27 protein-coding genes are annotated in these 24,421 nt (G+C 55.5%); 14 read left to right on the forward strand and 13 right to left on the reverse strand.

Going from position 1 to position 24,421, the window contains the following annotated elements:
* Positions 1–9: 9 nt before the first annotated feature.
* Positions 10–336, reverse strand: a complete 327-nt coding sequence (locus Q7C21_RS07840; protein WP_033743086.1) for a YnfA family protein — start codon at positions 334–336, stop codon at positions 10–12.
* Between the two features lie 273 nt (positions 337–609).
* Between Q7C21_RS07840 and Q7C21_RS07845 the strand changes: the two genes are divergently transcribed.
* Together Q7C21_RS07845 and Q7C21_RS07850 are read left to right on the forward strand one after the other, a co-directional pair.
* Positions 610–933, forward strand: a complete 324-nt coding sequence (locus tag Q7C21_RS07845) for a DUF1283 family protein (RefSeq protein ID WP_003853649.1) — start codon at positions 610–612, stop codon at positions 931–933.
* Positions 934–978: 45 nt separating this feature from the next.
* On the forward strand, positions 979–1,275 hold the full coding sequence (locus Q7C21_RS07850; RefSeq protein ID WP_078804413.1) for a DUF1161 domain-containing protein: 297 nt from the start codon (positions 979–981) through the stop codon (positions 1,273–1,275).
* Positions 1,276–1,314: 39 nt separating this feature from the next.
* Here Q7C21_RS07850 and Q7C21_RS07855 read toward each other — a convergent pair whose 3' ends face one another.
* Positions 1,315–2,781: an MDR family MFS transporter gene (locus tag Q7C21_RS07855; protein ID WP_140915605.1), complete on the reverse strand. Its 1,467-nt coding sequence runs from the start codon at positions 2,779–2,781 to the stop codon at positions 1,315–1,317.
* 392 nt (positions 2,782–3,173) lie between these two features.
* Between Q7C21_RS07855 and Q7C21_RS07860 the strand changes: the two genes are divergently transcribed.
* Genes Q7C21_RS07860 through osmV form a run of 4 tightly spaced genes read left to right on the forward strand, consistent with a single transcriptional unit; the run spans position 3,174 to position 6,612 of the window.
* Positions 3,174–3,890, forward strand: a complete 717-nt coding sequence (locus Q7C21_RS07860) for an ABC transporter permease (protein ID WP_003853657.1) — start codon at positions 3,174–3,176, stop codon at positions 3,888–3,890.
* 17 nt (positions 3,891–3,907) lie between these two features.
* Complete coding sequence (locus tag Q7C21_RS07865) at positions 3,908–4,819, forward strand: glycine betaine ABC transporter substrate-binding protein (RefSeq protein WP_039660211.1); 912 nt, start codon at positions 3,908–3,910, stop codon at positions 4,817–4,819.
* A gap of 9 nt (positions 4,820–4,828) precedes the next feature.
* The gene (gene osmW / locus Q7C21_RS07870; protein ID WP_003853661.1) at positions 4,829–5,476 is read left to right on the forward strand and encodes an osmoprotectant ABC transporter permease OsmW; all 648 of its coding nucleotides are present in this window, start codon (positions 4,829–4,831) and stop codon (positions 5,474–5,476) included.
* A complete protein-coding gene (osmV, locus tag Q7C21_RS07875) occupies positions 5,476–6,612 on the forward strand; it encodes an osmoprotectant ABC transporter ATP-binding protein OsmV (RefSeq protein ID WP_003853663.1) in 1,137 nt (378 codons plus the stop codon). The genes osmW and osmV overlap by 1 nt, the downstream gene beginning before the upstream one ends.
* 301 nt (positions 6,613–6,913) lie before the next feature.
* Here osmV and Q7C21_RS07880 read toward each other — a convergent pair whose 3' ends face one another.
* From Q7C21_RS07880 to Q7C21_RS07895, 4 genes are all read right to left on the reverse strand, one after another.
* Entirely contained in the window at positions 6,914–8,290 is a 1,377-nt protein-coding gene (locus Q7C21_RS07880) for a nucleobase:cation symporter-2 family protein (RefSeq protein WP_375150585.1), read from the reverse strand.
* A 180-nt stretch (positions 8,291–8,470) separates the two neighbouring features.
* On the reverse strand, positions 8,471–9,169 hold the full coding sequence (gene bioD, locus Q7C21_RS07885; protein ID WP_192377593.1) for a dethiobiotin synthase: 699 nt from the start codon (positions 9,167–9,169) through the stop codon (positions 8,471–8,473).
* A gap of 113 nt (positions 9,170–9,282) precedes the next feature.
* Positions 9,283–10,500, reverse strand: coding sequence for an ROK family transcriptional regulator (locus tag Q7C21_RS07890; protein WP_003853668.1), 1,218 nt, complete (start codon positions 10,498–10,500; stop codon positions 9,283–9,285).
* 130 nt (positions 10,501–10,630) lie between these two features.
* Complete coding sequence (locus Q7C21_RS07895; protein ID WP_154926272.1) at positions 10,631–11,524, reverse strand: LysR family transcriptional regulator; 894 nt, start codon at positions 11,522–11,524, stop codon at positions 10,631–10,633.
* 95 nt (positions 11,525–11,619) lie between these two features.
* Here Q7C21_RS07895 and Q7C21_RS07900 point away from each other — a divergent pair, with 95 nt between their 5' ends.
* From Q7C21_RS07900 to Q7C21_RS07910, 3 genes are all read left to right on the forward strand, one after another.
* Entirely contained in the window at positions 11,620–12,870 is a 1,251-nt protein-coding gene (locus Q7C21_RS07900; protein ID WP_039660206.1) for an MFS transporter, read from the forward strand.
* Between the two features lie 157 nt (positions 12,871–13,027).
* The gene (locus Q7C21_RS07905; protein ID WP_375150586.1) at positions 13,028–13,288 is read left to right on the forward strand and encodes a hypothetical protein; all 261 of its coding nucleotides are present in this window, start codon (positions 13,028–13,030) and stop codon (positions 13,286–13,288) included.
* 286 nt (positions 13,289–13,574) lie between these two features.
* Positions 13,575–14,759, forward strand: coding sequence for a sugar transporter (locus Q7C21_RS07910; RefSeq protein ID WP_003853676.1), 1,185 nt, complete (start codon positions 13,575–13,577; stop codon positions 14,757–14,759).
* Positions 14,760–14,836: 77 nt separating this feature from the next.
* Here Q7C21_RS07910 and Q7C21_RS07915 read toward each other — a convergent pair whose 3' ends face one another.
* Together Q7C21_RS07915 and Q7C21_RS07920 are read right to left on the reverse strand one after the other, a co-directional pair.
* Positions 14,837–15,094, reverse strand: coding sequence for a DUF1471 domain-containing protein (locus tag Q7C21_RS07915; RefSeq protein ID WP_003853679.1), 258 nt, complete (start codon positions 15,092–15,094; stop codon positions 14,837–14,839).
* Positions 15,095–15,131: 37 nt separating this feature from the next.
* Complete coding sequence (locus tag Q7C21_RS07920; protein ID WP_003853680.1) at positions 15,132–15,389, reverse strand: DUF1471 domain-containing protein; 258 nt, start codon at positions 15,387–15,389, stop codon at positions 15,132–15,134.
* A gap of 308 nt (positions 15,390–15,697) precedes the next feature.
* On the opposite strand from Q7C21_RS07920, the gene Q7C21_RS07925 reads away from it, so the two are divergent.
* Positions 15,698–16,348 carry a TetR/AcrR family transcriptional regulator gene (locus Q7C21_RS07925; RefSeq protein WP_003853682.1) on the forward strand — a complete coding sequence of 217 codons (651 nt, stop codon included), beginning with the start codon at positions 15,698–15,700 and terminating at the stop codon, positions 16,346–16,348.
* A gap of 34 nt (positions 16,349–16,382) precedes the next feature.
* Here the strand turns inward: Q7C21_RS07925 and rhaM are convergent, their stop codons facing one another.
* The 4 genes from rhaM to rhaB are packed head-to-tail and all read right to left on the reverse strand — an operon-like array spanning position 16,383 to position 20,261.
* Entirely contained in the window at positions 16,383–16,697 is a 315-nt protein-coding gene (rhaM, locus tag Q7C21_RS07930; protein WP_003853684.1) for an L-rhamnose mutarotase, read from the reverse strand.
* Complete coding sequence (gene rhaD, locus Q7C21_RS07935; protein WP_008925223.1) at positions 16,687–17,529, reverse strand: rhamnulose-1-phosphate aldolase; 843 nt, start codon at positions 17,527–17,529, stop codon at positions 16,687–16,689. Before rhaD ends, rhaM begins: the two co-directional genes overlap by 11 nt.
* Before the next feature lie 10 nt (positions 17,530–17,539).
* A complete protein-coding gene (locus Q7C21_RS07940) occupies positions 17,540–18,796 on the reverse strand; it encodes an L-rhamnose isomerase (protein ID WP_003853686.1) in 1,257 nt (418 codons plus the stop codon).
* Positions 18,789–20,261: a rhamnulokinase gene (rhaB, locus tag Q7C21_RS07945; RefSeq protein ID WP_375150587.1), complete on the reverse strand. Its 1,473-nt coding sequence runs from the start codon at positions 20,259–20,261 to the stop codon at positions 18,789–18,791. Before rhaB ends, Q7C21_RS07940 begins: the two co-directional genes overlap by 8 nt.
* A 291-nt stretch (positions 20,262–20,552) precedes the next feature.
* Between rhaB and rhaS the strand changes: the two genes are divergently transcribed.
* Both rhaS and rhaR read left to right on the forward strand, forming a co-directional pair.
* Entirely contained in the window at positions 20,553–21,374 is an 822-nt protein-coding gene (gene rhaS / locus Q7C21_RS07950) for an HTH-type transcriptional activator RhaS (protein ID WP_003853688.1), read from the forward strand.
* An 11-nt stretch (positions 21,375–21,385) separates the two neighbouring features.
* The gene (rhaR, locus tag Q7C21_RS07955; protein WP_008925224.1) at positions 21,386–22,252 is read left to right on the forward strand and encodes an HTH-type transcriptional activator RhaR; all 867 of its coding nucleotides are present in this window, start codon (positions 21,386–21,388) and stop codon (positions 22,250–22,252) included.
* Positions 22,253–22,561: 309 nt separating this feature from the next.
* Here rhaR and rhaT read toward each other — a convergent pair whose 3' ends face one another.
* Positions 22,562–23,596 carry an L-rhamnose/proton symporter RhaT gene (rhaT, locus tag Q7C21_RS07960; RefSeq protein ID WP_039660203.1) on the reverse strand — a complete coding sequence of 345 codons (1,035 nt, stop codon included), beginning with the start codon at positions 23,594–23,596 and terminating at the stop codon, positions 22,562–22,564.
* Positions 23,597–23,955: 359 nt separating this feature from the next.
* On the opposite strand from rhaT, the gene Q7C21_RS07965 reads away from it, so the two are divergent.
* Together Q7C21_RS07965 and Q7C21_RS07970 are read left to right on the forward strand one after the other, a co-directional pair.
* Positions 23,956–24,279: a hypothetical protein gene (locus Q7C21_RS07965; RefSeq protein ID WP_003853693.1), complete on the forward strand. Its 324-nt coding sequence runs from the start codon at positions 23,956–23,958 to the stop codon at positions 24,277–24,279.
* A 43-nt stretch (positions 24,280–24,322) separates the two neighbouring features.
* Positions 24,323–24,421, forward strand: a complete 99-nt coding sequence (locus Q7C21_RS07970; RefSeq protein ID WP_008925225.1) for a YoaK family small membrane protein — start codon at positions 24,323–24,325, stop codon at positions 24,419–24,421.

Here is a 24,421-nt window from a genome sequence, read left to right on the forward strand (position 1 = left end):
CGGCTGGCGCTACCCGCGTCCCCAGCCCATAACGATGATCAGCATGCCGCTGAAGGCGATCACTGCCCCGCTCCAGTCCCAAGCGCTTAGCTTCACGCCATCCACTACCCGCAACCAAAGCAGCGCAGTCAGCACATAGACGCCACCGTAAGCAGCATAGACCCGTCCACTGGCGGCAGGATGCAGGGTCAGTAGCCAGACAAACAGCGCAAGACTCGCCGCTGCAGGCAGTAACAGCCAGGCTGAGCCCCCCTTTTTTAGCCATAACCAGGGCAAAAAACAGCCGATGATCTCCGCCAGCGCGGTAATAAAAAACAGCAAGGCGGTTTTAATCAGCACCCTAACCTCTCCTGAACGTAAACAAATGACTCACCACTGGTGAGCGAAGAAACGGCGATGATATAATAAGAATCTCTGTCATCGGGCTATTTTATTTTTAGCCTGAACCCGGGCAGTGCTCACCATCACCACGCGTATATGCCGGATTGCTTCGCGCTTTCCCTGTCCGGACTTACAGCAACAATGACGGCTGGTGGGCCAGGCTTAAAGCATACCCGCTGCAACAGACGTCCCGGAAGGCGATGTTTGCGTTAACTTAAGGATATTGTGATGAAAAAAATGATCCCTGCCGTGCTGTTGGTTCTGATCTCCTCTGCGGCATTCACTGCCAGTGCGAATACGAATCGTCTGATCATTGAAGATGGCAGCACCGCGCTGGGCAATGAAGCGGCGCGCCAGGATAAAGAGCAATGGAATGACACGCGCATGCTGCGTAACAAAGTGAACACCCGCGTCGAAAAAGAGTTTGATAAGGCCGATCGCGCCTATGACACCCGCGACAAATGCGAGCAGAGCCTTAATCTCAACGCTTACTGGGAACCCAACACCCTGCGTTGCCTGGACCGCCGTTCAGGTCGCCCGGTTGCGCCTTAATTTTGAGCTATAGTAATGACGGACGACTAACATAAGGAAGACGTGATGAAGATACAGAGGGTTTTGTTAAGCGCGGCGTTTTTAGCTCTGCCGCTGATGGCACAGGCATCCTGTGAGTCGGTGAAAGCCGATATCAGCCAGAAAATTATTCAGAACGGTGTGCCTGAGTCAGGTTTTAGTCTCGACATCGTCGCCAACGATCAGGTTGATCAGGCGGGCGGTCAGGTCGTCGGACATTGTGAAAACGACACACAAAAGATTGTTTATAAGCGTACAGGCCGTGACGACGAAGCCAGTGTCCCCGCCAGTGCAGGCAGTTCACAGGACTCGCCTGCTCAGTAGTCAGCGTCAAATCAGGGCGACATCCTGTCGCCCTGCCTGCTAGTCCGCCTGTTCCGGCCGCTGACGTGGCATCATCCAGGCCACACCCACCGCAAACAGCGCAATCACCAGTGCCACCACAAATACCCAGTGCAATGACGTCGCGATGGACGCAACCATCTGTTGCAGCGTTTCCGGCTGCAAATGCTGACGACTGGATTCTGACATAATCTGCTGCACCGGATCCTGTACCTGTGGCAGTCGCCATTGCAGATTCAGATTCAGCACTGCGCCCATAATCGCCGTTCCCACCGCCGAGCCGATCATCCGGCTGAACATGATTGAAGCGGTGCAGATGCCACGAATCTGATAGTCCGCCTGATTCTGCACAGAAACCAGGAACGTGGTGCTGGTCATCCCCATGCCAGTCCCGATCAGAAACGCCGTAAAGCCCGCCTGATAGAGAGAGCTTGCGGGCTGTAAGAACAGTAGCAGGGCGCTGCCCGTCACCAGCAAGAGCGCGCCAAGCTGGGCGGTAAAGCGGTAGGAGGTGTGCAGCATCAGTCTGCCGCTGAGGGTACTGGCCAGCGGCCAGCCAATCGACATCATCGCCAGCACACTGCCCGCCTGCAACGGTGAGCCGCCGCGGATCCCCTGAATCCATGTGGGTAAAAACGCGCTGATGCCCATCATGGCCGCCCCGATAATCAGATTGCCCGCATTACCCGCCACGATAAGCCGGCTGCGCCAGATGATCAGCGGAAACAGCGGTGCTGCTGAACGTTGCTCATGGCGTTTAAGCTGCCAGCCCGCAAACAGCGAGAACATCAGAAACGGCACCAGCCAGATGCCCAGCTGTTCTGCCTGCAATAGCGCCACCAGCAGGGCCGTCACGCAGAGCATCAGCCAGCCGCTTCCTGCCAGGTTCAGCGGCTGTGATTTCTCCTCCTTCTGGTGCGACGGTAGCCAGCGCGCCAGCATCAGCATGCTCATCAGGCCAATCGGCAAGTTAACCCAGAAAATCACCGACCAGCTAAAGTGCTGCACCAGCCAGGCCCCGGTCAGTGGCCCGACGATGGCCGCCACACCCCAGACGCTGGAGAGCCAGCCCTGCACGCTGGCCCGTTCGCGCGGTGAATAGATATCCGCCACGATGGTCGAGCTGAGCGGCATAATCGCGCCCGCGCCCAGGCCCTGAAATGCCCGGAACAGGATCAGCCAGGTCATCGTATGGGCAAACCCACACAGCACCGATCCCATCAGGAAGATGGCGGTCCCGACAAAAAACATCGTTTTGCGCCCCACCATATCCGCCAGCCGCCCATAGAGGGGTACGCTGACCGCCTGAGTCAGCAGATAGATGGAGAAGACCCAGCCAAACTGCGAAAAACCGCCAAGGTCAGCAATGATAGTGGGCATTGCGGTAGCCACAATCGTCACTTCAATGGCCGCCATAAACATCGCCAGCATGCAGGCAATTAAGATCCAGTGGCGATGTCCGGTCTGGAGTTGTGCGCTTTCAGTCATAGGGTTCCTTTTTTTATCTGCAAGGCTAGCTCAAAAACAGCCAGTGCAGTTTCCCGCGCGTGCGCATCTTTTGCGTCATCTGTGACGTTGTCACCAAATGTCGATGAATTTTTTTTATTGTCGCATTAACCCAGCGGCTATGCGGCTTTAACACCATTTTAACCTGTTTCTATCTGCCTGATATATGGCTTAAAAGCTGGCTTGTGCAAAAAAGGCCTGCTATAGCATTACCCCATCTTATTCGGTATTCGCTGAAAAAGAGTGGGTAAACAGTCATTTTATCTACATTTTATCGCAGTTTCGGTTTTGGGTGCGGTGGCAGTTTTTGTCGCGCCTGTCGGACTGTTTATGGTTGTTATAACAAATGAGATCGTCATCAGGGAGATTCTCCTATGCAAAATGCTTCACTGGCCCAACGCGCCGGTCTGGCAGTGCTTGCAGTGGTCGCGGTGATCGCAGCACTGATCTGGGGCTTAGGCTGGGATCAACTGGTCGCACGTAAAGTCGATCTGCTCTATCTCGGGCAGCAGCACCTCTTCTTAGTTTTCTGGTCAATGTTATTCGCTCTGCTGGTCGGTATTCCCAGTGGCATCCTGCTCAGTCGCCCGTTTGCGCGTCGCTGGGCCGAATATGTGATGCAGATTTTCAATGTGGGAAACACACTGCCACCGCTCGCGGTGCTGGCGCTGGCGATGGTAATCATCGGCATTGGCGATCGTCCGGCGCTGATTGCGCTGTTTCTGGCGTCATTGCTGCCCATCGTTCGAAACACCTTCTCTGGCCTGAGCGCGGTTCCTCCGTCGCTGATTGAGGCCGCCAACGGCATCGGCATGACCAAATGGCAACGTCTGCGTCAGGTTGAGCTGCCCAACGCCCTGCCGGTCATTCTCGCAGGCGTGCGCATCGCCACCGCCATCAACGTCGGTACTGCTCCACTGGCCTTCCTGATTGGTGCCAGCAGCTTTGGTGAGCTGATCTTCCCGGGCATCTATCTGAATGACTTTCCGACGCTGATTCTGGGCGCCGTTGCCACCGCACTGGTGGCACTGGTTCTGGATATGCTGCTGGCCGCACTGGGCCGCTTTCTGAGTCCGCATGCTGCGGCCTGACCACAAGGAGCTTTGTAATGCTAACGAAGTGGATTAAGAAAAGCGTTGTCGCGCTGACTGCGACGCTGCTGCTAAGCCAGACGGCGCAGGCTGCCACCCCGCTGGTGATGGCAACCAAAAGTTTTACCGAGCAGCATATCCTGTCCGCGATGACGGTGCTGTGGCTGCAGAAGAAAGGCTTTGAGGTGGTCCCTAAACGTAATATCGCCACTACTATTGGTCGTAATGCACTGCTGAACAAGCAGATTGATATGACCTGGGAATATACCGGCACCTCACTGATTATCTTCAACCATATCAACAAGCCGATGTCTTCGCAGCAGGCCTATGAAACGGTCAAAAAGCTGGATGCAAAGCTGGGACTGGTGTGGCTTAATCCGGCACCGATGAATAATACCTATGCCTTTGCCATGACCCGTGAGCGGGCCGAAAAAGAAGGCATCACCACCCTCTCGCAGCTGGTTGCGAAAATTGAGCAGGTGCGGAAATCTGACCCGGATCATAACTGGCGTCTGGGGCTGGATCTGGAGTTCGCCGGTCGTTCTGACGGCCTGAAACCCCTGCAGAAAACCTATAACCTGGCGCTCGATCGGCCGCAGATCCGCCAGATGGACCCGGGTCTGGTTTACAACGCCATTCGCGATGGATTCGTCGATGCCGGTCTGATCTACACCACCGATGGACGGGTTAAGGGCTTCAACCTGAAAGTGCTGGAGGATGATAAACACTTCTTCCCGAGCTACAACGTGACGCCGGTCGTGCGTCAGGATGTGCTGGCGAGCCATCCGGGGCTGGATACCGCGCTTAATCAGCTTTCTGCTCAGATCACTGATGAGGCGATCACAGAGCTGAACAAGCGGGTCGATATCGATCATGAGTCACCGGAAACCGTGGCGCGTGATTTCCTTCAATCCAAAAACATGCTGTAAGGAGGCACTGTGGATACCCTTCACTACATCATGGATAACTGGAGCACCCTGCTCACCCTGAGCTGGCAGCACAGCTGGCTGGTGCTGGTGGCGGTCGGCCTGGCCATTGTGATTGGCGTGCCGCTGGGCATTCTGATCGTGCGTGTCAGATGGCTGGCAACGCCGATACTCGGTATCGCTACCGTGGTGCTGACCATTCCTACCATTGCGCTGTTTGGTCTGATGATTCCGGTCTTTTCGCTGATCGGTCAGGGCATCGGCGCGCTGCCAGCGATCACCGCGGTGTTCCTCTACTCACTGCTGCCGATTGTGCGCAACACTCACACCGCGCTGGAGAATCTGCCGGATGGATTGCGTGAAGCGGGCCGTGGCATCGGCATGACCTTCTGGCAGCGTCTGCGCTGGGTTGAAATCCCGATGGCGCTGCCGGTGATTTTTGGCGGCATCCGTACCGCCGTGGTGATGAACGTTGGCGTGATGGCGATTGCTGCCGTCATTGGCGCGGGCGGTCTGGGCCAGTTGCTGCTCGATGGGATCAGCGGCAGTGATATTCGTATGTTGATTGCCGGGGCACTGATGATTTGTCTGCTGGCTATTTTTCTTGACTGGCTGCTGCACCGTTTGCAGCAGGCGCTGACTCCAAAGGGGATTCGATAATGATTACGCTGGAAAACCTGACGAAAACCTTTACCCAGAAAAACGGCACTACTAACAAAGCCGTCGATAACGTCAGCCTTCACGTACCCGCCGGTGAGATGTGTGTACTGCTGGGGCCATCGGGCTGCGGTAAGACTACCACGCTGAAAATGATTAACCGTCTGATCCCCGCCACCAGTGGCCGCATCCTGATCAACGGCGAAGATACCAGTACCCAGGACACCACCACTTTGCGTCGCAACATTGGCTATGTCATCCAGCAGATAGGTCTGTTCCCCAACATGACCATTGAGGAGAACATTACTGTAGTGCCACGCATGCTGGGCTGGGACAAGAAGCAGTGTCGTGAACGTGCCACTGAGCTGATGAGCATGGTCGCGCTGGACCCGACTAAGTTCCTGCATCGCTATCCGCGTGAAATGTCCGGCGGTCAGCAGCAACGTATCGGCGTGATTCGCGCCCTGGCCGCGGATCCACCGGTGCTGCTGATGGATGAGCCGTTTGGTGCCGTTGACCCGATTAACCGCGAAGTGATCCAGAACGAGTTCCTCGACATGCAGCGCCAGTTGAAGAAAACCGTGATGCTGGTGAGCCACGACATCGATGAGGCGCTCAAGCTCGGCGACCGCATCGCCGTCTTTGGTCAGGGTAAAATCGTGCAGTGCGCCAGCCCGGATGAGTTGCTGGCGACTCCGGCCAATGATTTCGTTGGCTCGTTTGTGGGTCAGGACCGCACGCTTAAGCGTCTGTTACTGGTGCAGGCGGGAGACGTGACCGATCAGCAGCCGACCATCACCGTGCGCCGCTCAACGCCACTGGATGAAGCCTTTGGCACCATGGATGAGAACGATATGCGGTCGATTACCGTGGTCGATGAGGATGGTAAGCCGCTGGGCTTCGTGAAACGACGCGAGGCGCGTAACGTGAGTGGCCGTTGTGAAGAGAAGCTGCACACCTTTAAGGTCACCGGTAAAGCGGAAGAGAACCTGCGCGTGGTGTTGTCCAAACTCTATGAGCACAATACAGTCTGGATGCCAATAGTCGATGAAGAGGGTCGCTACAGCGGGGAGATTTCGCAGGATTACATCGCGGATTACCTCAGCTCGGGTCGAACCCGTCGTCGTCTGAATCCATAATGTCGTAATAGTGATATAAGTCAGAAAAAGGGCCGCTCTGGCCCTATTCCCCTCGCCGACTCCATATTAAAGCCAGTTAAGTCACGGCGTATTATGACTGTTAATTTATTACCAGCTCAGGGAGCATACGCCCTCCACAAAGACGCAAACCACGCCATCCCTGGCGGGCTCAGCGCGGCCCATCCCTGGTCCGCGATGCTTTGCTACTGGCGTATGCTCCCATCGCTTTGAATTTCTGAGCCGTCTGTCAGAGCAACTTCAGCGGTTGTGCGTTATTCAGCGGTTGTGCGTTATTCAGCTTTTAACTTTCAGTCAGTGTTTCCGCCTCAACCTCTTCCACGGCAGATGCCTCGTCTGGCAGTACCAGATTGAGCATAATCGCCAGAATACCGCCGGTCGTTACCGCATGACCAAACAGACTGTTAATCAGCGGTGGGAACTGCTTCAGTACCTCCGGCACCGCTTCCACGCCAAGACCAATCCCGAATGAAATTGCGACAATCAGCATCTCACGGCGGCCCAGCGGCGTCTGTGTCATCACCCGGATACCCGCAGCGACGACGCTGCCAAACATCACAATAGTGGCTCCGCCAAGGACTGGCGGCGGGATCTGCTGCAGCAGCGAGCCAACAAAAGGAAAAAGCCCCAGTAGCGCCAGCATAATGCCTAAGAGCATGCCTACGTAACGGCTGGCAACGCCCGTCATCTGGATAACCCCATTATTTTGCGCAAACGTGGTGTTAGGAAAGGCGGAGAAAACCGCCGCCAGCACACAGCTCAGGCCATCAGCGACAATACCGCCCTGCAGCCGCTGCTGAAAAGGCTTGCCAGCGATGGGCTGCTGTGAAATCAGGCAGTTGGCCGTGAGATCCCCAACGGCTTCAATTACGGCGATGACCGACACGAGTGCAATCGGCAGAAAGATAGTCCAGTCAAAGGCGAAACCAAACCGGAAGAAGGCTGGCAGTACCATCCAGCTGCTCTCCGGCGCGGCGTGCAGTTGTAAATGTCCGGTTAAGATTGCCGCAACGCATCCCACCGCGATGCCGGCCACCACTGCCACCAGCCTTGCCCAGCGGTTGCGCGAACGGTTAAGCGCCACAATCACCAGCAGCGTCAGCGCTCCCAGCGCCAGATTCCCCGGCGAACCAAAATCTGTGGCGTTGTGACCGCCAGCCCAGTCGGTGATGCTCACCTTGATCAGGCTGATGCCGATGAGAGTAATCACTGTGCCGGTCACAACCGGCGTCAGGACTTTGCGCAGTGAGCCCACACAGCGGCTAATCAGAATCGGAATCAGCGCTGCCACCAGGTTGCAGCCAAACAACATCGCCATAATCTCTTCTGGCGATCCGCCGCGCCCTTTCACCATCAGCCCACCGGAGAGAATCACACCGAGAAACGCGAAACTGGTGCCCTGCAGGCAGATCATGCCCGCGCCAATGCCATAAAAGCGTCTGGCCTGCATAAAAGTGCCTAACCCTGAAACAAACAGCGACATGCTTATCAGATAAGGAATGTAGGCATTTAATCCCAGAACTGAACCAATAATCAGCGGTGGCGTGATAATCCCCACTACGCTGGCGAGCAGATGTTGCAATGCGGCCAGAAACGCCGGGGCGGGACCAATGCGGGCCTCAAGCCCATATAACAAACCTTTCTCGTGCGAATGCGACATGATGATACTCCGGCTCACTGTGATAAGCGGAGTTAATGCATTTTTTGCGCCATGACGTTGTTGTTTCGCGTTAACTGCGTCAGGCCATTCAAATATAAACAGAAATTTTTGCAGAGAGTCGAAAACGAGCCTGAAACTTTAGGATCACTTCCGACTCAGATGACTTGTTTTGTTTCATAATCAGGCGATCTTTGCACTCACAGCGTGCAAACTGTCCGGATCCAGCAGGGAAATATCGATATAAGGTGTGAGATCGCGTTGTTCGGCACGCGGTAAATAAGGCAGTTCGCCCAGCAGCGGGGCGCCGATTTTTTCGCGCAGAATCCCGATAATGTCGCTGTAGTGCGCCAGTCCTGGGTTAATTCGATTGCCTACCCAGCCCAGCAGCGGGAGACCATCCTGCGCAATCGCTTCTGCCGTCAACAAGGCGTGACTGATACAGCCCGACTGGATGCCGACCACCAGCACCACCGGCAGTTGCTGCTCAACGACCCAGCAGGAGAGCGGACGTCCATCGTTCATCAGGCTGCGCCAGCCGCCTGTGCCCTCAACGACCACGCGACTGGCCTGCTGCATCAGGCGGGTTAAGCCCTGAGTCAGCAACCCATAGTCGATGATCTGCGTGGGATGGGTGCAGATCTCCTCTTCCTGGAAAACCAGCGGATTGATCGCCTGATAAGGCAAGTCGATGGAGGACGCGCTTTGCAGAACCTGTGCATCTTTGTTACGCAGGCCATCCGGGGTTTTAACTGCACATCGTGCAATAGGCTTATAGCCGACTGCACTGTGTCCGGTCTGTATAAAACTCTGTAACAGGGCGCGTGACACCACCGTTTTGCCCACTGCGGTATCGGTGCCAGTAACAAATAATCTGTTCACTCAACTTCTCCTCTAAAACCGTTGCGATTAATCAGGGATTAACCTTGCTGCGAAACGGCATTTTAAGGAATGAAGGAGGGGAACAGATTGCGTTAGCGCAAGTTCAGGTCTGCTTAACCTTGCAACAACTTCACTAACAGATGTCCGTTATAGAGGGCGTCTTTGATTAGTGCGGCACCGCCCAGTGTTCCCGGCTCGCTAAATTCAGTGGGGGCCAGCTCAATACTCGCGCTGTAAGCGGGCAGTGACTGCTGCAGAATCGTATTGCTGACCGCCGGAAACAGCACATCAGCGGCGGCATTGAGCGGAGAACCGATAAGAATATGTTGTGGATTGAAGATGTTGACCATCATCGCCAGGATCCGGCCAACGTGGTGCCCGACGCTGGCAATGGTGTCGCGCGCCAGACGGTCGCCCGATTGCGCCGCCGCGCACAGTGACTGAAGCGTCAACGGCTGGTTATTTAGCAGGCTGTCCGGCTGGGCTGGCAGACGCTGCGCTGCCAGCGCGAGCAGACTGCCGGTACTGGCTACTGTCTCCAGACAGCCATGATTACCGCAGTAGCACTGCTGACCATAAGGGTCTATCTGGGTATGGCCGATTTCGACCAGTGCCCTGCCACTTTTGTGCAGCAGCTGACCGCCACTGATCACGCCAGCACCGACGGTTTCATCAATCACAATCTGAATAACGTCCTGCGCACCGCGTGAGGCGCCAAACAGCGATTCCGCCAGCGTCCAGGCTGAAATGTCGTGCTGCACAAACACCGCTAAGCCGGTTCGCGCTGCCAGCGCATCGCCCAGCGGCATATCGCGTACCGCATAACCTGGCAAACGATGCACCACGCCGGAGGCGGCGTTAATCAGTCCTGGCAGGGTGATAGCGATAGCCGTCAGGCGTTCCAGCTTCTTTTGATGACGAATGAAAAAAGCATCGACCTGTTCTATTAGCGCGGAGAGTAATGGCTGAGCAGATTCATCAGGCAGCGGCAGGCTGTCTTCTGCCAGCGCCCGACTGCTGAGATCGCGCAGCGTGAAGGTCATTGCGCCGCGATGCAACCGAATCGCCAGATAGTGCCAGGCATCGGTGTCCAGTATCAGGCCAATCGCCGGACGGCCACGACTGCCGGGGTCCTGGTACTCGGTCTCCTGCACCAGATGCGCATCCAGCATTTCACGCACAATTTTGGTGATGCTGGCCGGCGCGAGCTGGGCACGGCGGGAAAGTTCGATACGCGAAATGGGACCGTAGCGATCAATTAATCGATATACGACACCTGCATTGGTCTGCTTAATCTGGTCAATGTGGCCAGGTTGACTGTCCGGATTCACAACCCTGCTCCCGGTTATTTTCGCGCTTCTAAATAAACATGCGCCATGGTGAGACAGATCAGGCAACAGCGTCAAATATTTGATTAGAAATGTGATTTGTCGCACAAATTGATGCGGTGACAGGCAGGGTTCAGCGCTGCTTCTCCTGCAGCAACGCCATCATGTTCTGCATCTGGGCATTTAATTCACGTCCGGCAGACCAGACCAGCCACAACTCTGAAATGGCATCCTCTTCCGTTAACGGTAGCCAGACCACATCTGACAGCCGCGCCCGACGAAACGAGGCAGGCAAAATAGAGACACCCAGACCGGTTGCCACCAGCCCCAGAATAGTCATCGCCTCACCGACCTCCTGAGTGATATAGGGCTTAATGTGATAGCGATGCAGCAGCGCCAGAATATCGCTGTAAAGCGCGGTGCCGCCCTGAGGATCGAAGAAGACAAAGGGTTCGGCCGCCAGCGCAGTCACCGAAATTTTTTCGGCGCCCGCCAGCGGATGGGCCTTATGCACCACGGCATAGAGCGGCTCACTCAGCAGCAACTGATGCCGCAAATCGGCCGGCAGCGGCGTATTGCGCATCACACCCAGATCAAGCTGTCCTTCGTGCAACGGGACCAGTTGCTGACGGGTGTTGATCTCCTGCATCTTTATATGCACCTGTGGCCAGCGCTGACGAAACCGGAACAGTGCATCTGAGACCACCGCGGTAAACGGCGCCGAAGAGGTAAAACCAATTCTTAACTCTCCCTCTTCGCCACGATGCAACCGGGCTGCGCGGTCAGACGCCTGCTCAACCTGTAAAAGAATCGCGCGAGCATCACTCAGTAATTGCTCTCCGGCTGCGGTCAGTTGCACGCTGCGGTTGGTGCGATTAAATAGCCTGGCACCTGTTTCCGTTTCGAGCTGCATTATCTGCTGGCTGAGCGGCGGCTGAGAGATATTCAGACGCAGGGCTGCCCGCCCGAAATGTAACTCTTCGGCGACCGCAATAAAGTAACGCAGGTGACGCAGCTCGATATTCATATTTTAAACGTCTTATTTGAGATTATTAATATATTAGACATCATAATTCCACTTTCCTATGCTGACCACTGGTTTTCTGACTGAAAGGATGATGTGTGAGTCGCTCAATACAGGCTGCCGTGGATGAGAGTGCGGTGTCTGCACCGCCAGAATCTGCGGCAGCTTCAGGATACATTCGCCGCGGAACGCCCGCGTTTATGCGCGTGACGCTGGCACTCTTCTCGGCCGGACTGGCCACCTTTGCCCTGCTCTATTGTGTGCAGCCGATTCTGCCAGTCATGTCACAGCAGTTTGGGGTTTCTCCGGCGACCAGCAGCCTGTCGCTCTCCATCTCTACCGGTCTGATGGCGCTGGGCCTCCTCGTCACCGGCCCACTCTCTGATGCTATCGGGCGTAAATCGGTGATGGTGACCGCCCTGATGCTCGCCGCCATCTGTACGCTGATCTCGGCCACGATGACCAGCTGGCACGGCATTCTGATCATGCGTGGGCTGATGGGCCTGTCGCTTAGCGGCGTTGCGGCGGTGGGCATGACCTATCTCAGTGAAGAGATAGATGCACGGGTCGTTGCCTTTTCCATGGGGTTGTATATCAGCGGTAATTCCATAGGCGGAATGAGCGGGCGTCTGCTCAGCGGTGTCCTGACCGACCTCTTCTCATGGCGGATCGCCGTGGCGGTAATCGGCTGTTTTTCACTGGCCTCCGCGCTGATGTTCTGGAAGATCCTGCCCGCATCGCGTCATTTCAGACCCATCACCCTGCGCCCGCGTAATCTGTTAATTAACTTCCGGCTGCACTGGCGCGATCCAGGCCTGCCGTGGTTGTTTGCCGAAGGCTTCCTGCTGATGGGCGCCTTCGTCACCCTGTTCAACTACATTGGCTATCGTTTACTGGACGCGCCCTGGCATCTCAGTCAGGCCGTGGTCGGGTTGTTATCCGTGGTCTACCTGACCGGCTCATGGAGTTCGCCTAAAGCGGGCGCGCTGACCAGCCGCATTGGGCGCGGGCCGGTAATGCTGGGCGCGACAGCCATCATGTTACTGGGCCTGCTGGTAACGGCCTTTAACTCCCTCTGGCTGATCCTGCCTGGGATGATGCTGTTCACTGCCGGTTTTTTTGCTGCTCATGCCGTTGCCAGCGGCTGGATCGGTCCCCGGGCGCGTCGGGCGCGGGGACAGGCTTCCTCGCTTTATCTTTTCAGCTATTACGTGGGTTCCAGCGTGGCGGGTACGCTGGGCGGTCTGTTCTGGCATAACTTCGGCTGGGGCGGTATTACGCTATTTATCAGCGTCCTGCTGATACTGGCGTTAGCGGTTGCCTGGCGCCTGCACAGTAGAAAACTCTGACAGCCTGCACGTTTGCCAGGCCCCGCCGGGTCTGGCAAACCGCCTCCAGAACGTTTGATTCAGATCCACAACAAACAAAGTGTGCGTTTCCCGCTATAATCATTTTATTGTCATAATTCATCTGTTTTGCCTTTCAGCACGGCAACAAGGAACGCCTGTGGCTCTCTACTATTACGTTAATAAACAATCAGGATATAACGATAATCATGTCGTCCATGCTGCGGGTTGCCCTCATCTTCCCGACATGGATAACAGACTGTTTCTGGGCAGTTTTTACCACGTTAACGCCGCTATTCTTCAGGCGAAAAAATATTATGTGGGTGCAATAGGCTGTGAAAATTGCTGTCCGCTCAATCATACGACCCATCCGGCACCTCAGCTCAGTGTGGCCCTGAAGCACACGCCAACGTCGCGTTAAGCGCAGGGCTTTTAACGGTGATGGTGTTCTCTCCGGCGTGCTGCTCCGTCACATTTTGCTTATAGATTATGCTGCTGCACAGGATCTCCTTGCGTTGTCGCGGGTAATAACCTCTGGCTATCGCCCGGTGCCAGGGCGATAAAAAAAATTCAGTATTAAAAGCGCGTTATCAGGTTTCTCTTCCCGGTTTATTGACTACAATAGCGGTTAATTTTGTGACGCAGGTCACTTTCACTGGGTGTGTCTGTCACATCCACATTCGCTATTCTGACTGGCTTGACTCCTCATGCAATCAACAACTGTTTCACGTAAGACTGCCTGGCTACGCGTGGTATTGCTGGCTATTGCTGCGTTTGTCTTCAATACCACCGAATTTGTCCCGGTTGGCCTGCTGTCCGATATTGCCGCTGACTTTTCAATGCCGACGGCTGATGTCGGGATCATGCTGACTATCTATGCCTGGGTCGTCGCGCTGCTCTCACTGCCGCTGATGCTGCTAACCCGTAATATCGAGCGACGCCTGCTGCTGGGCGTGCTATTCCTGATTTTCATCGTCAGCCATATACTTTCAACCGTCGCCTGGGATTTCCGCTCGCTGATGGTGTCACGTGTGGGCATCGCCCTGTCTCACGCGGTGTTCTGGTCGATTACAGCCTCACTGGCGATTCGCGTTGCACCCGCCGGCAAGAAAACACAGGCTCTGAGTATGCTGGCGACCGGTACTGCGCTGGCAATGGTCCTGGGCGTGCCGATTGGGCGTGTGGTCGGTCAGTATCTTGGCTGGCGTACCACCTTCGGCGCGATTGGCCTCTCGGCGCTGGTGCTGATGATTATGCTGGTGCGGATCCTGCCGCGCCTGCCGAGTGAGCATACCGGCTCGCTGAGCAGTGTGCCGATGCTGTTTCGCCGTCCCGCGCTGGTCAGCATGTATCTGCTGGTGACGCTGGTGGTGACCGCGCATTACACCGCTTACAGCTATATCGAGCCGTTTATGCAGAATGTGGCGCACTCCAGCGGCAATTTTACGACCCTGCTGCTGTTGCTGTTTGGTTCAGCGGGTATTGTGGGCAGCGTGCTGTTCAGTACCCTCGGCAATAAATTCCCTTCCGGACTGCTTATTGCCGCCATCGCACTGATAACCCTTTGTATGGGGCTGCTGATTTTTGCTGCCGTCCGACCTGCCGCTATTTCAACACTGTGCGTTGTCTGGGGCATGGCAATGATGATGATTGGACTGGGTATGCAGGTGCGGGTGCTGTCACTGGCACCCGATGCCACGGATGTGGCAATGTCGCTCATGTCAGGGATTTATAATATCGGGATTGGCGCAGGTGCGCTGCTGGGGAATCAGGTCAGTCTGCATCTGAGCATGGCGGAAGTCGGGAACGTCGGCGGGATGATCGGGCTGGTGGCGTTACTCTGGTGTATTTACATCTTCCGTCGTTATCCCCAGTTGCGGAGCAACGGATAAGGCTGTGACTTAAGAATAAAAAAGGCTTCAGATAAGTGGGTTTATCTGAAGCCTGTTTATGAATATTTATCGTGCTTTTACTTATAAAGAATGGCTGTGCCATGCAGGTTGTTGTTGCCAGAGGTCGAAGTGATGCGGAAAGACTTTGCCCCGACATCGCTGGCCTTTTCTGACAGTTGCTGCTCCAGCGAGGTCAGATTAGTACTGCCCGTCGCGCTGATGACACCGATTTTTTGCGCATCAGGCGGTGTACTGCTGACCTGCTGAGCCGCGACACTGGCAAATGAGATGCTGCTTAGCAAAGCCGCTGTCACCATCAAGCTAATACGTTTCATAACAAATCCCCTCTCACTGATTCTGTCGACACCCGATTTACTGATAAATCACTGCCGTGCCGTGCAGTTTGTTCTGGCCGCTGGTTGAGGTGATACGGAACGATTTCGCACCCGCTTCATCCGCTTTAGCACTCAACTGTGATTCAAGGGAGGTCAGGTTAGTGCCGCCCTGTACAGAGATGGTGCCGACTGGCTGCTGATTAGACGGTTCGCTGGTGACGAGGTCAGCGGCATATGCGCCAAAAGTCAGAGTGGTAAGTGCCAGTGCTGCCAGGGTGGTTTTAATGGTTTTCATCATCTTCTCTCTATTCGGTAGTTGAATTTGGTTGGTCTGAATTAGGTTGTCGCTATTTAATTAACGACCGTTAAACAAATGATAGACCCCGCCGGGGCTCGCCGTCAATATTTATTTAATGAGCGTTATTTTAATCGCGAAGTGGCGTGATTATGGGCTTCAGCCCCTTTTCTGACTTAACCATAGGGGCGATAACACTGCGCTGGCGCACAAAATGGCAACCCTGGCCGAGGGCATGCATAGCGGACCTTGCACATTTTTATAATGATCGGTAATTTAATAGGATGTTTTACTGTCAGTGAGGATGTATGAGCCAGGTTCAGGATTGTGATGTAAAGAAATGCCGTGGCCGACCTAAAGTGTTTGATCGTGACGCTGCGCTTGATAAAGCACTCACCCTGTTCTGGACACACGGTTATGAGGGAACGTCCCTGTCCGATCTTGTCGCCGCAACCGGTGCAAAAGCACCGACCCTTTACGCAGAGTTTGTGAATAAAGAAGGGTTGTTCCGTGCGGCGATGGATCGCTATATAGAGAAGTTCAGTGCCTGGCGAGAAGCGGTGTTAGGCGACGATACGTTACCCGTAGATCGCGCAATTGAAGCCTATTTCCGTGCCACCGCCGCCTGCTTTACTGAGCGTGACTCTCCCGGCGGCTGCTTCTTTATCTGCACCTCAACCGCCCTGTCGGCGGCGTCGAAGGAGATTGCCACTATGCTGCAACAGCAGCATCAGTCGCAGGAGCATGTATTAAGCGATTTTCTGCTGGCGCGTCAGCAGCGTAACGAACTGAGCGCGTCAGTCAATGTTCCGGCGCTGTCCCGTTATCTGGGTTGTATGCTGCAGGGCATGTCGGTGCGGGCGCGTGAAGGCGCTGAGCGCGACGATCTTGATAGTATTATTGATACGTTGATGGCGATGTGGCCAACGCTGACCGGCCTGTGTCAGACTAAACGGTAGAGCATCAGGGCGGCGATGCCGCCCTTTCCCTCCACTACTCCAGAAAGAACACCGGTTTCAACGGCTGACTGATTGGGCTGTTATCGGCATTCGACGGCATTAAATCTTTCATTGATGCCCACCAGCGCTGGCACACCTCCGTCTTTGCCACCGCGTGCCAGCGCTCCTCAGATTCAATCTCAACGCTGGCGAAGAGCAGATGCCGTTCGGCGTCCAGCCAGATAGCATAGTTGTGTGCGCCATGCGCTTTCAGCGTCTCAGCCAGTTCCGGCCAGATCGGGGAGTGGCGGCGCTCATACTCTGCATGAGCGTCGGCATTCACCTGCATCACAAAAGCTTTACGCAGCATTAGCAGGCCCCACATCCAGCGCGGGTTGCCACGGCTTCACCCCGAAGCGCTCACCCAATGCGACCAGCTGTTCTGTGGTAATGCTCTGGCGAATCCCGCCCATAGACAGCACTTTGACGATCACTTCGGACGATTTCTCCGCTGTGTCTATCAGACCAAAAGTCTCATCGAGCGTCGGGCCTGTACCAAAGACGCCGTGGAACGGCCACATTACCAACGTGTGCGACTGCATCTGCCCGGCCGTCGCCGCGCCGATTTCATCGGTGCCGGGCACCATCCATGGCAGCACACCCACGCCATCCGGGAAGACCACCAGACATTCAGTGCTGCCTTCCCATAACAGGCGGGTAAAGCGGGCAGAATCCATCTCCACCACATAGCTCAACGCCATAAAGTTGGTGGCGTGACAGTGCATGATCACCCGATCTGCGCCCTTGCTGACCGCTTTACGCACCGCGTGAGACTGGAAGTGTGACGCCAGCTCGGAGGTCGGCAATCCGCCATTCGACAGGCCCCAGTGAATGGTATAGGAGAGCCCTTTGTCATCGACCTGCAGCAGCGCCAGGCAATCCGCCGGATCAAGCTGAACGTTGCGCATGAATTTTCCAGACCCGGTCACCAGAAACCAGTCGTTTGCCAGCGAAGGTGCCGGTTGAGTCAGCTCAATGCAGCGAGGTGCTTTACAGAAGTCGTGGACGAAGGGTTTGACCTCCTCCTCCAGCAGACGCAGGCTGACGTTGCCGCCGTTGCGTTCGTCCCAGCCCTTCAGCCACATATCACTGGTCGCTTTGACCATTCCCTTAACAAACCCGGAAGAAAGAATGTTTTGCATCATGAAATCCTTAACGTTGGCTCAAGATCTGTTGTTCATAGTGACGGACATCACCTAACCAGCTGGCATCAGCCGGGACATCATGGCGCAGGCACCACGCTTCCCATACTGCCTGCCACGGCAGCGATTTTTGCTCTTCCAGCAGGGTCAACCGTGCGGTGTAATCACCGCTGTTTTCGGCCTGCCGCAAACGGTCGGTGGGCTCCAGCAAGGCACGCAGCAGCGCTTTTTTCGTGTTGCGTGTGCCGATAACCCAGGCGGCAATGCGGTTGATAGAGGCGTCAAAGAAATCGAGCCCGATATGGACTTTATCGAACAACTGGTGACGAACGATCTCATTCGCGATCGCCTGAGTTTCATCGTCCAGCAGCACCACATGGTCGCTGTCCCAGCGCACCGGACGGCTGACATGCAGCAGCAGACGCGGCACATAGAGCATCGCGGCAGAAATTTTGTCGGAGATCACTTCGGTGGGATGGAAATGGCCTGCATCCAGGCACAACGCCGTCTGGCGGCTGGCAGCGTAGCCGAGACAAAACTCACTGGAACCTACCGTATAGCTCTCTGCGCCAATGCCAAACAATTTGCTCTCTACCGCATCGATATGGTGCTGCGGGTTGAGTTTTTCTGAGATGACCTCATCCAGTGCGCTCATCAGACGCTGACGCGGAGCCAGTCGATCCACGGTGATATCTTTCATGCCGTCTGGCACCCAGATATTCATCACTGATGGCGAGCCCAGTTGCTCACCAAAATAGGCGGAAATACGGCGACTCGCTTTGCAGTGATCGATCCAGAACTGACGCACGGTTTTATCACTGTGCGACAGCGTAAAACCGTCTGCGCTCATCGGATGCGAGAAGCAGCTGGGATTAAAATCCAGCCCTAAATTGTGCTCTTTCGCCCAGTCAACCCAATGGGCAAAATGGGCAGGTTCAATCGCATCGCGCGTCACGGGTTTGTCGCTTTCCAGATAGATGGCGTGCAGATTCAGGCGTTTTGCACCGGGAATCAGGGACATCGCTTTGTCGATATCTCTGCGGAGTTCATCGGCGTTACGTGCTCGCCCTGGATAGTTACCCGTCGCCTGAATACCGCCGGTCAATGGGCCCTGTGGGTTTTCAAATCCCCGGACGTCATCCCCCTGCCAGCAGTGCATCGAAACCGGGATGCGGTCCAGCTGACGAATAGCCTGTTCAACATCAACCCCCATGTCGGCGTAGCGGTGTTTAGCCAGTTCAAAAGCCTGTTCAATCTGCTTAGTCATAAATGGGTTCCTTAGCGGGTTGAGTCAGCGTCGCGAAGCGTGCCTGACTGGCACTCAAGACGCTGTGAGTTTGCGGTTCGAATTTTTCGAGCGGAAAGTTGTTAATAACGCTGCAGCGAAAATCCGCCACATCCCTCAGCTCGCCCAGCGCAATCAGCTGGCACCCAATATTGCCCAGCGTGGAGGCCTCAACCGGACCGGCCAGCACCGGAATCTGGCAGGCATCGGCGCAAAGCTGGTTCAGAAAACGATTCTGACTGCCACCACCCACTACGTGCAGCTGGCTGAAAGATTTGCCACGTAGTTGTGCAAGTTCGTGAATCACGTCGCGATAGAGGAGTGCCAGGCTGTCAAAAATGCAGCGCGCCAGCGCAGCGGCAAATTGCGGCACCGGCATGTCCTGCTCTGCACAGGCATTCTGAATTTCGCTTACCATGCTGTCGGGATTAATAAAGCGGGCATCGTTGGGATTGATCAGTGAGACACAGGCGGGCTGGCGGGCTGTTTCTTCAATCAGCGCGTTAAGATCGTCAATCTGCAGTTCGGCACAGATGCGCTGCAACAGCCACAAGCCCATAATGTTTTTAAGTACGCGATAACCCTCTGCGCCCCCCTCATTGGTGATATTGGCGCGCAGCGCGGCGTCGCTGGCATAGGGCTGCAGACTTTCAAAGCCCATCAGCGACCAGGTCCCGGAGCTCAGATAGGCGGCGTCATCCTGCATCAGCGGCGTTGCCAGCACTGCGCTGGCCGTGTCGTGCGTGGCGACCGCGATGACCGGAACCGGTATGCCTGCGCGGTTAATCCAGTGGCCGACGGTATTGCCCGGTGCCTGCGGCTGTCCGAACCACTGCGCATCCACCCCCGCCCAGGCGAGCAAATCACGATCCCACTCGCCGCTGTGAATATTGAGCATCTGCGTGGTAGTGGCGTTGGTGTATTCCCAGTTAAGGTTGCCGGTCAGACGAAAATGCAGGTAATCGGGAATCATCAGTGCATGTACTACGCGGGCCTGCCAGTCGGGCTGTTGCAGATGCAGGGCGCGCATCTGATAGAGCGTGTTAAATGGCAGAAACTGAATGCCGGTGCGGGCATAGATAGCACTGCGGCCCAGTTCCTGATGCGCCTGCTCCATCACACCGTGAGTGCGCGCATCGCGGTAGCTGACCGCCTCACCCACCGGCTGGCCCTGTGCGTCCAGCAGCACCATATCAACGCCCCAGGTGTCGATGCCGAGACTGTCCGGCACAATGCCTTCTTCATCTAACTGAGCCAGCCCGGCGCGGATCTCCTGCTCCAGCAGCATCAGATCCCAGCAGTCATAACCGGCACGATGTTGACGCGTATTGTTAAAGCGCCGGACCTCACGCAGCATCAGCTTGCGCTGCGCTGCCTCCCAGCTGGCGAGCATAACCCGTCCACTGGAGGCGCCGAGATCGATAGCAACAAAACTTCTCCTGGTCATAGCGGCGGTTTCCTGTGATTGCGTCGTCACAGCGTAAAAATCTTAGGGGTTTCACACCTTCCCCGGAGTGCCAGCGGCGGACAGGCCCTGGCAGACTGGCAAAGAACTTCGTGAGAGAGATCACAGAGGCGGCAGTGAGGAGGATGTGACCCCTGCCGCAAAATGATTAACTGCTGAGGATATCTTGAAAAATCAGCGTGATTCCTGCTGAGTCAGGATGAAAATTCAAGGTAAGGTGTTGGCGGGCTGATTAGACTGCGTTACGGTTTTGTAAAGTAGCGAGAGAAGATCATGACCATTTTACACAGTGCGGATTTCTTCCCCGAAGGTGATTACGCCATAGCAATTGAACCCCGACACCCGCAGGCAGCCTTTCCGGAACATCATCATGACTTCCATGAGATTGTGCTGGTTGAACAAGGCGCCGGCATTCATGTATTCAATGGTCAGCCACAAACGCTTTGCGCGGGGTGCGTCTGCTTTGTTCGGGATCACGATCGTCATCTCTATGAGCAGACAGATAATCTTTGCCTGACCAACGTGCTCTATCGCAGTCCCGGCGCGTTTCGCTTTCTCTCCGGGCTACAGGCCTTACTGCCCCGCGATCAGGATGGGCAATATCGCTCTCACTGGCGCATCAATCACAAAGTGATGACGCAGGCGCTGTGTGTGGCATCGCAAATGCAGCCCGATGAGAGCTGGTCGCTGGAGAAGCAGGCACGACAGGAGCAGCTTTTTTTACAGCTGCTGGTGCTGTTGCGAGAAGCATGCATTGACGGACAGAGTCAGGATCTGGAGGCACGGTTGCATCGCCTGCTTGACTGGCTGGGTGATCACTACAGTGACGAGATTGTCTGGGATGAGCTGGCCGATCGCTTCTCACTGTCGCTGCGTACGCTGCATCGGCAAATGAAGCAGCAGACCGGCAGCACGCCGCAGCGCTATCTTAACCGTCTGCGGCTATTACAGGCCCGTCATCTGCTGCGTCACAGTGATATGCGCATTACTGATATTGCCTTCCAGTGTGGATTTGGTGACAGCAACCATTTCTCAACGCTGTTCAGGCGCGAATTTGGCTGCGCACCGCGAACGGAGCGTCAGCAAATGCTGTAATGGAGGCGAACATGGCGTTGATACTCAGTCGGGATGACTATTTTCCCGCCACTACTTTGCCGGTGGCGGTGGCTGAAAGGATGCCACAACCCTCTTTCCCGCCGCACCGACACACGTTCAGCGAAATCGTGATTGTCTGGCGCGGCAACGGCCTGCATATCCTCAACGATCGTCCCTGGCTGATAACCTGCGGCGACGTTTTTTACATCCGCGACAGTGATTGCCACAGCTACGACAGCGTCAATGATTTGGTGCTGGATAACATCCTCTATTGCCGCGATCGCTTTGGTCTTGCCCTTGACTGGAACCAGTTGCTGCCGCAACAGGGCGCGGATGAACCGGGCGGCTGGCGGCTGACCACGCGAGGGATGGCGCTGGCACGGGGCGTGATCAGCCAGCTGGAACGAGAAAGCCGCAAAAGCGATCCGCTGTCCGTGCAGCTCTCAGAGGCGCTGTTTTTACAGCTGGCGCTGATTCTGCGTCGCCACGGCTACGCCGCTGACCGTCCATGGGCGTTACCGGAGGGTGAACAGCTGGATCTGCTGATGTCGGCTTTACAGGGTGCGATTGCCCGCCCCTTCGATCTGGCGGCGTTTTGCCAGCAGAATCGACTCAGCGAACGGGCGCTGAGGCAGCTTTTCCGTCAGCAGACCGGCATGACCATCGGTCATTACCTGCGTCAGCTTCAGCTCTGTCAGGCAAAATATCTGCTGCGCACCCAGGATTGTCTGATTAGTGAGGTCGCCGCCCGCTGCGGTTTTGATGACAGTAACTATTTTTCTGTCGTCTTCACCCGTGATACCGGGTTAGCGCCCAGCGCCTGGCGCCAGCGATTTATCGCGCCCCGGCAGGCACTGAAGAGTGCCGAGTCTGACTAAAAAGGGCCTGCATAGCAGGCCCTTTCAGGTTACAGACAAAAGCAGCCCTGCATTGTTGTGAAACAGTGTTTTTACAGGGAACAGGATCAGACTGGAAAGACGCTAGAGCCGTGATCCGTGACATGCCCGGTCCGCGCGATTACGCACCTCATGGATGAGGTGCGCCCGTGGCCGGGCCAACGCGTTGCGTTGTTCAAAAAAGCTCCCGGCGTTTTTGTCCAGGGCGGCGGGACGCTTTCCTCTTCTGACCCCGTCTCCTGCACGTTCTGCTAATAGGTTGCTGTAACTTAACTCCGACGGAGTGAGCAATCAGGCCGCCATGCCCAGACCGACTATATTGGCGGCAATGATAATCACCACACAGCCGAGCGACAATACGCTCACCGGGCGACGTCCCGCTGACTTCCACTCTTTCAGCAGCAGCCCAACCAGCCCCCCACATAAGACATAAAGACTCATGTGCAGCATCCAGCTGACATAGTCATACTGTGCCGGGATTCGCGCATGTCCCCAGGCGTAGAAGAAGAACTGCAGATACCACATGGTGCCGCCAAGCACGGCAAACGCGGTATTCGCAATCAGCAGTGACTTCCCGACGGAAAAGTCTTTATGCACTGACAGCTCCGGCCGGGTGGCCAGCCGCCAGAAACAGAAGCCCAGATTGACCAGCGCCCCGCCGCCCATGATGACCACGTAACTGGGTAAGGCCACATAAAGCGGATCGATGCCGAGATTAGCGGCAGCCTGATGCATCGGTTTCGCCGCATCCATCGCAAACGACATGCCTGCCGAGAAAATGCCGCACATCACCGCCAGCACCAGTCCCTTTTTGAGATTGAATTCCTCAGCGTTGATCCCCAGCGCGCGCTCCTTTAACAACCCGGCGCGTGTCACAATCCCCACACCAATCAGCGCCACCATGACACCCAGTAGCGTTAACCGGCCACCCGACGAGGCGAACAGCTCACCAAAGCGCCCTTGCAACAGCGGCGTCATCAGCGTACCAACCACCAGGGTGATGCCAATCGCGATACCAATACCCATCGACATCCCGAGATAGCGCATGGTCAGACCATAGTTGATATTGCCTATTCCCCACATCGCGCCAAACAGAAATACCGGCGTGAGTTGCGACAGCGTAAAACTGCTGTAATAGGCCATAACGTTCGGCAGCAAAATGGCACTCACCGTCCAGGGCAGGATTAGCCACGACATCAGGCCGCCAATTGACCACATGGTTTCCCATGACCATCTTTTCACCTGTTTAAACGGCGCATAGAAACACGCCGCGCTGGCTGCGCCGACAAAATGCCAGAAGATACCCGCAATAATGGCACTGTTCATTGTTATTCCCCGGTTTGGTTGAGGCCTGTCGGAAACCTGTCTGCTTCCGCTCAGCAGGCAGTCTACGTTTTGCAGGAATTCCTCAGCCTTTGGATAAATGCCGGAAACCGCAGCAGCGTGGCAATTTCTGACCGTTATTCCTGTCAGGGATCACAATTTCACAGTTGTTATAAAACTGGACCAGCGCAAAGGTAACTTACTTATTATTCACTGTTTTTTACTGTTCTGCTGTGTAGCGCAGCACAATTCTGTTATGGCTGCCATAAAGGCTGATGGAGTGGCAAGTCTGCAAAGAAGCCTTTTATAAACCCAGCCAGGATTGTATAAACTGGGGAAAATTGATCGGATCAGGGATTGGGATGACATCAAAATGGTTAACACTGTTTCTTTCGCAGTCAGTCAGCCGGGTGATGCTGGATGACATCAGGGCAATATTACCCGCAGATGCGATAAAGGTGTTTGTGAATGGCCTGGATGAAACGCACTATGCCACCATCGAGTGTCTGCAGTCAGAACAGCATTGCGCTCTCATCGCTTCAGCGATTGTAGTCTGGCGCCAGCTCGGCCATGTGCATCATATTGTCTATAAAAAAGGGGAAGTGTTGCGCGAAGAGAGTGATGCAACGCAGTTTCAGCTCTTTACCCTGCTGAAAACCCATCGCGCCGTTCTCCAGATCTCATGATAAGATCGTGGTCCCTGAAAACGCTGTTTGCAGCAGGTTGAATATGAGAATTGGAATTTTGTTTCCGATCGCCATCATTGTGGCGGGTGTAGGGTTTCTGGCATGGTTTATTGGCAGCGGCCTGGCGATGCCAGGCTCCTGA

Source organism: Pantoea sp. ANP04 (genome assembly GCF_041982285.1).
In the GTDB taxonomy this organism is placed as follows: Bacteria; Pseudomonadota; Gammaproteobacteria; order Enterobacterales; family Enterobacteriaceae; genus Pantoea; species Pantoea eucalypti.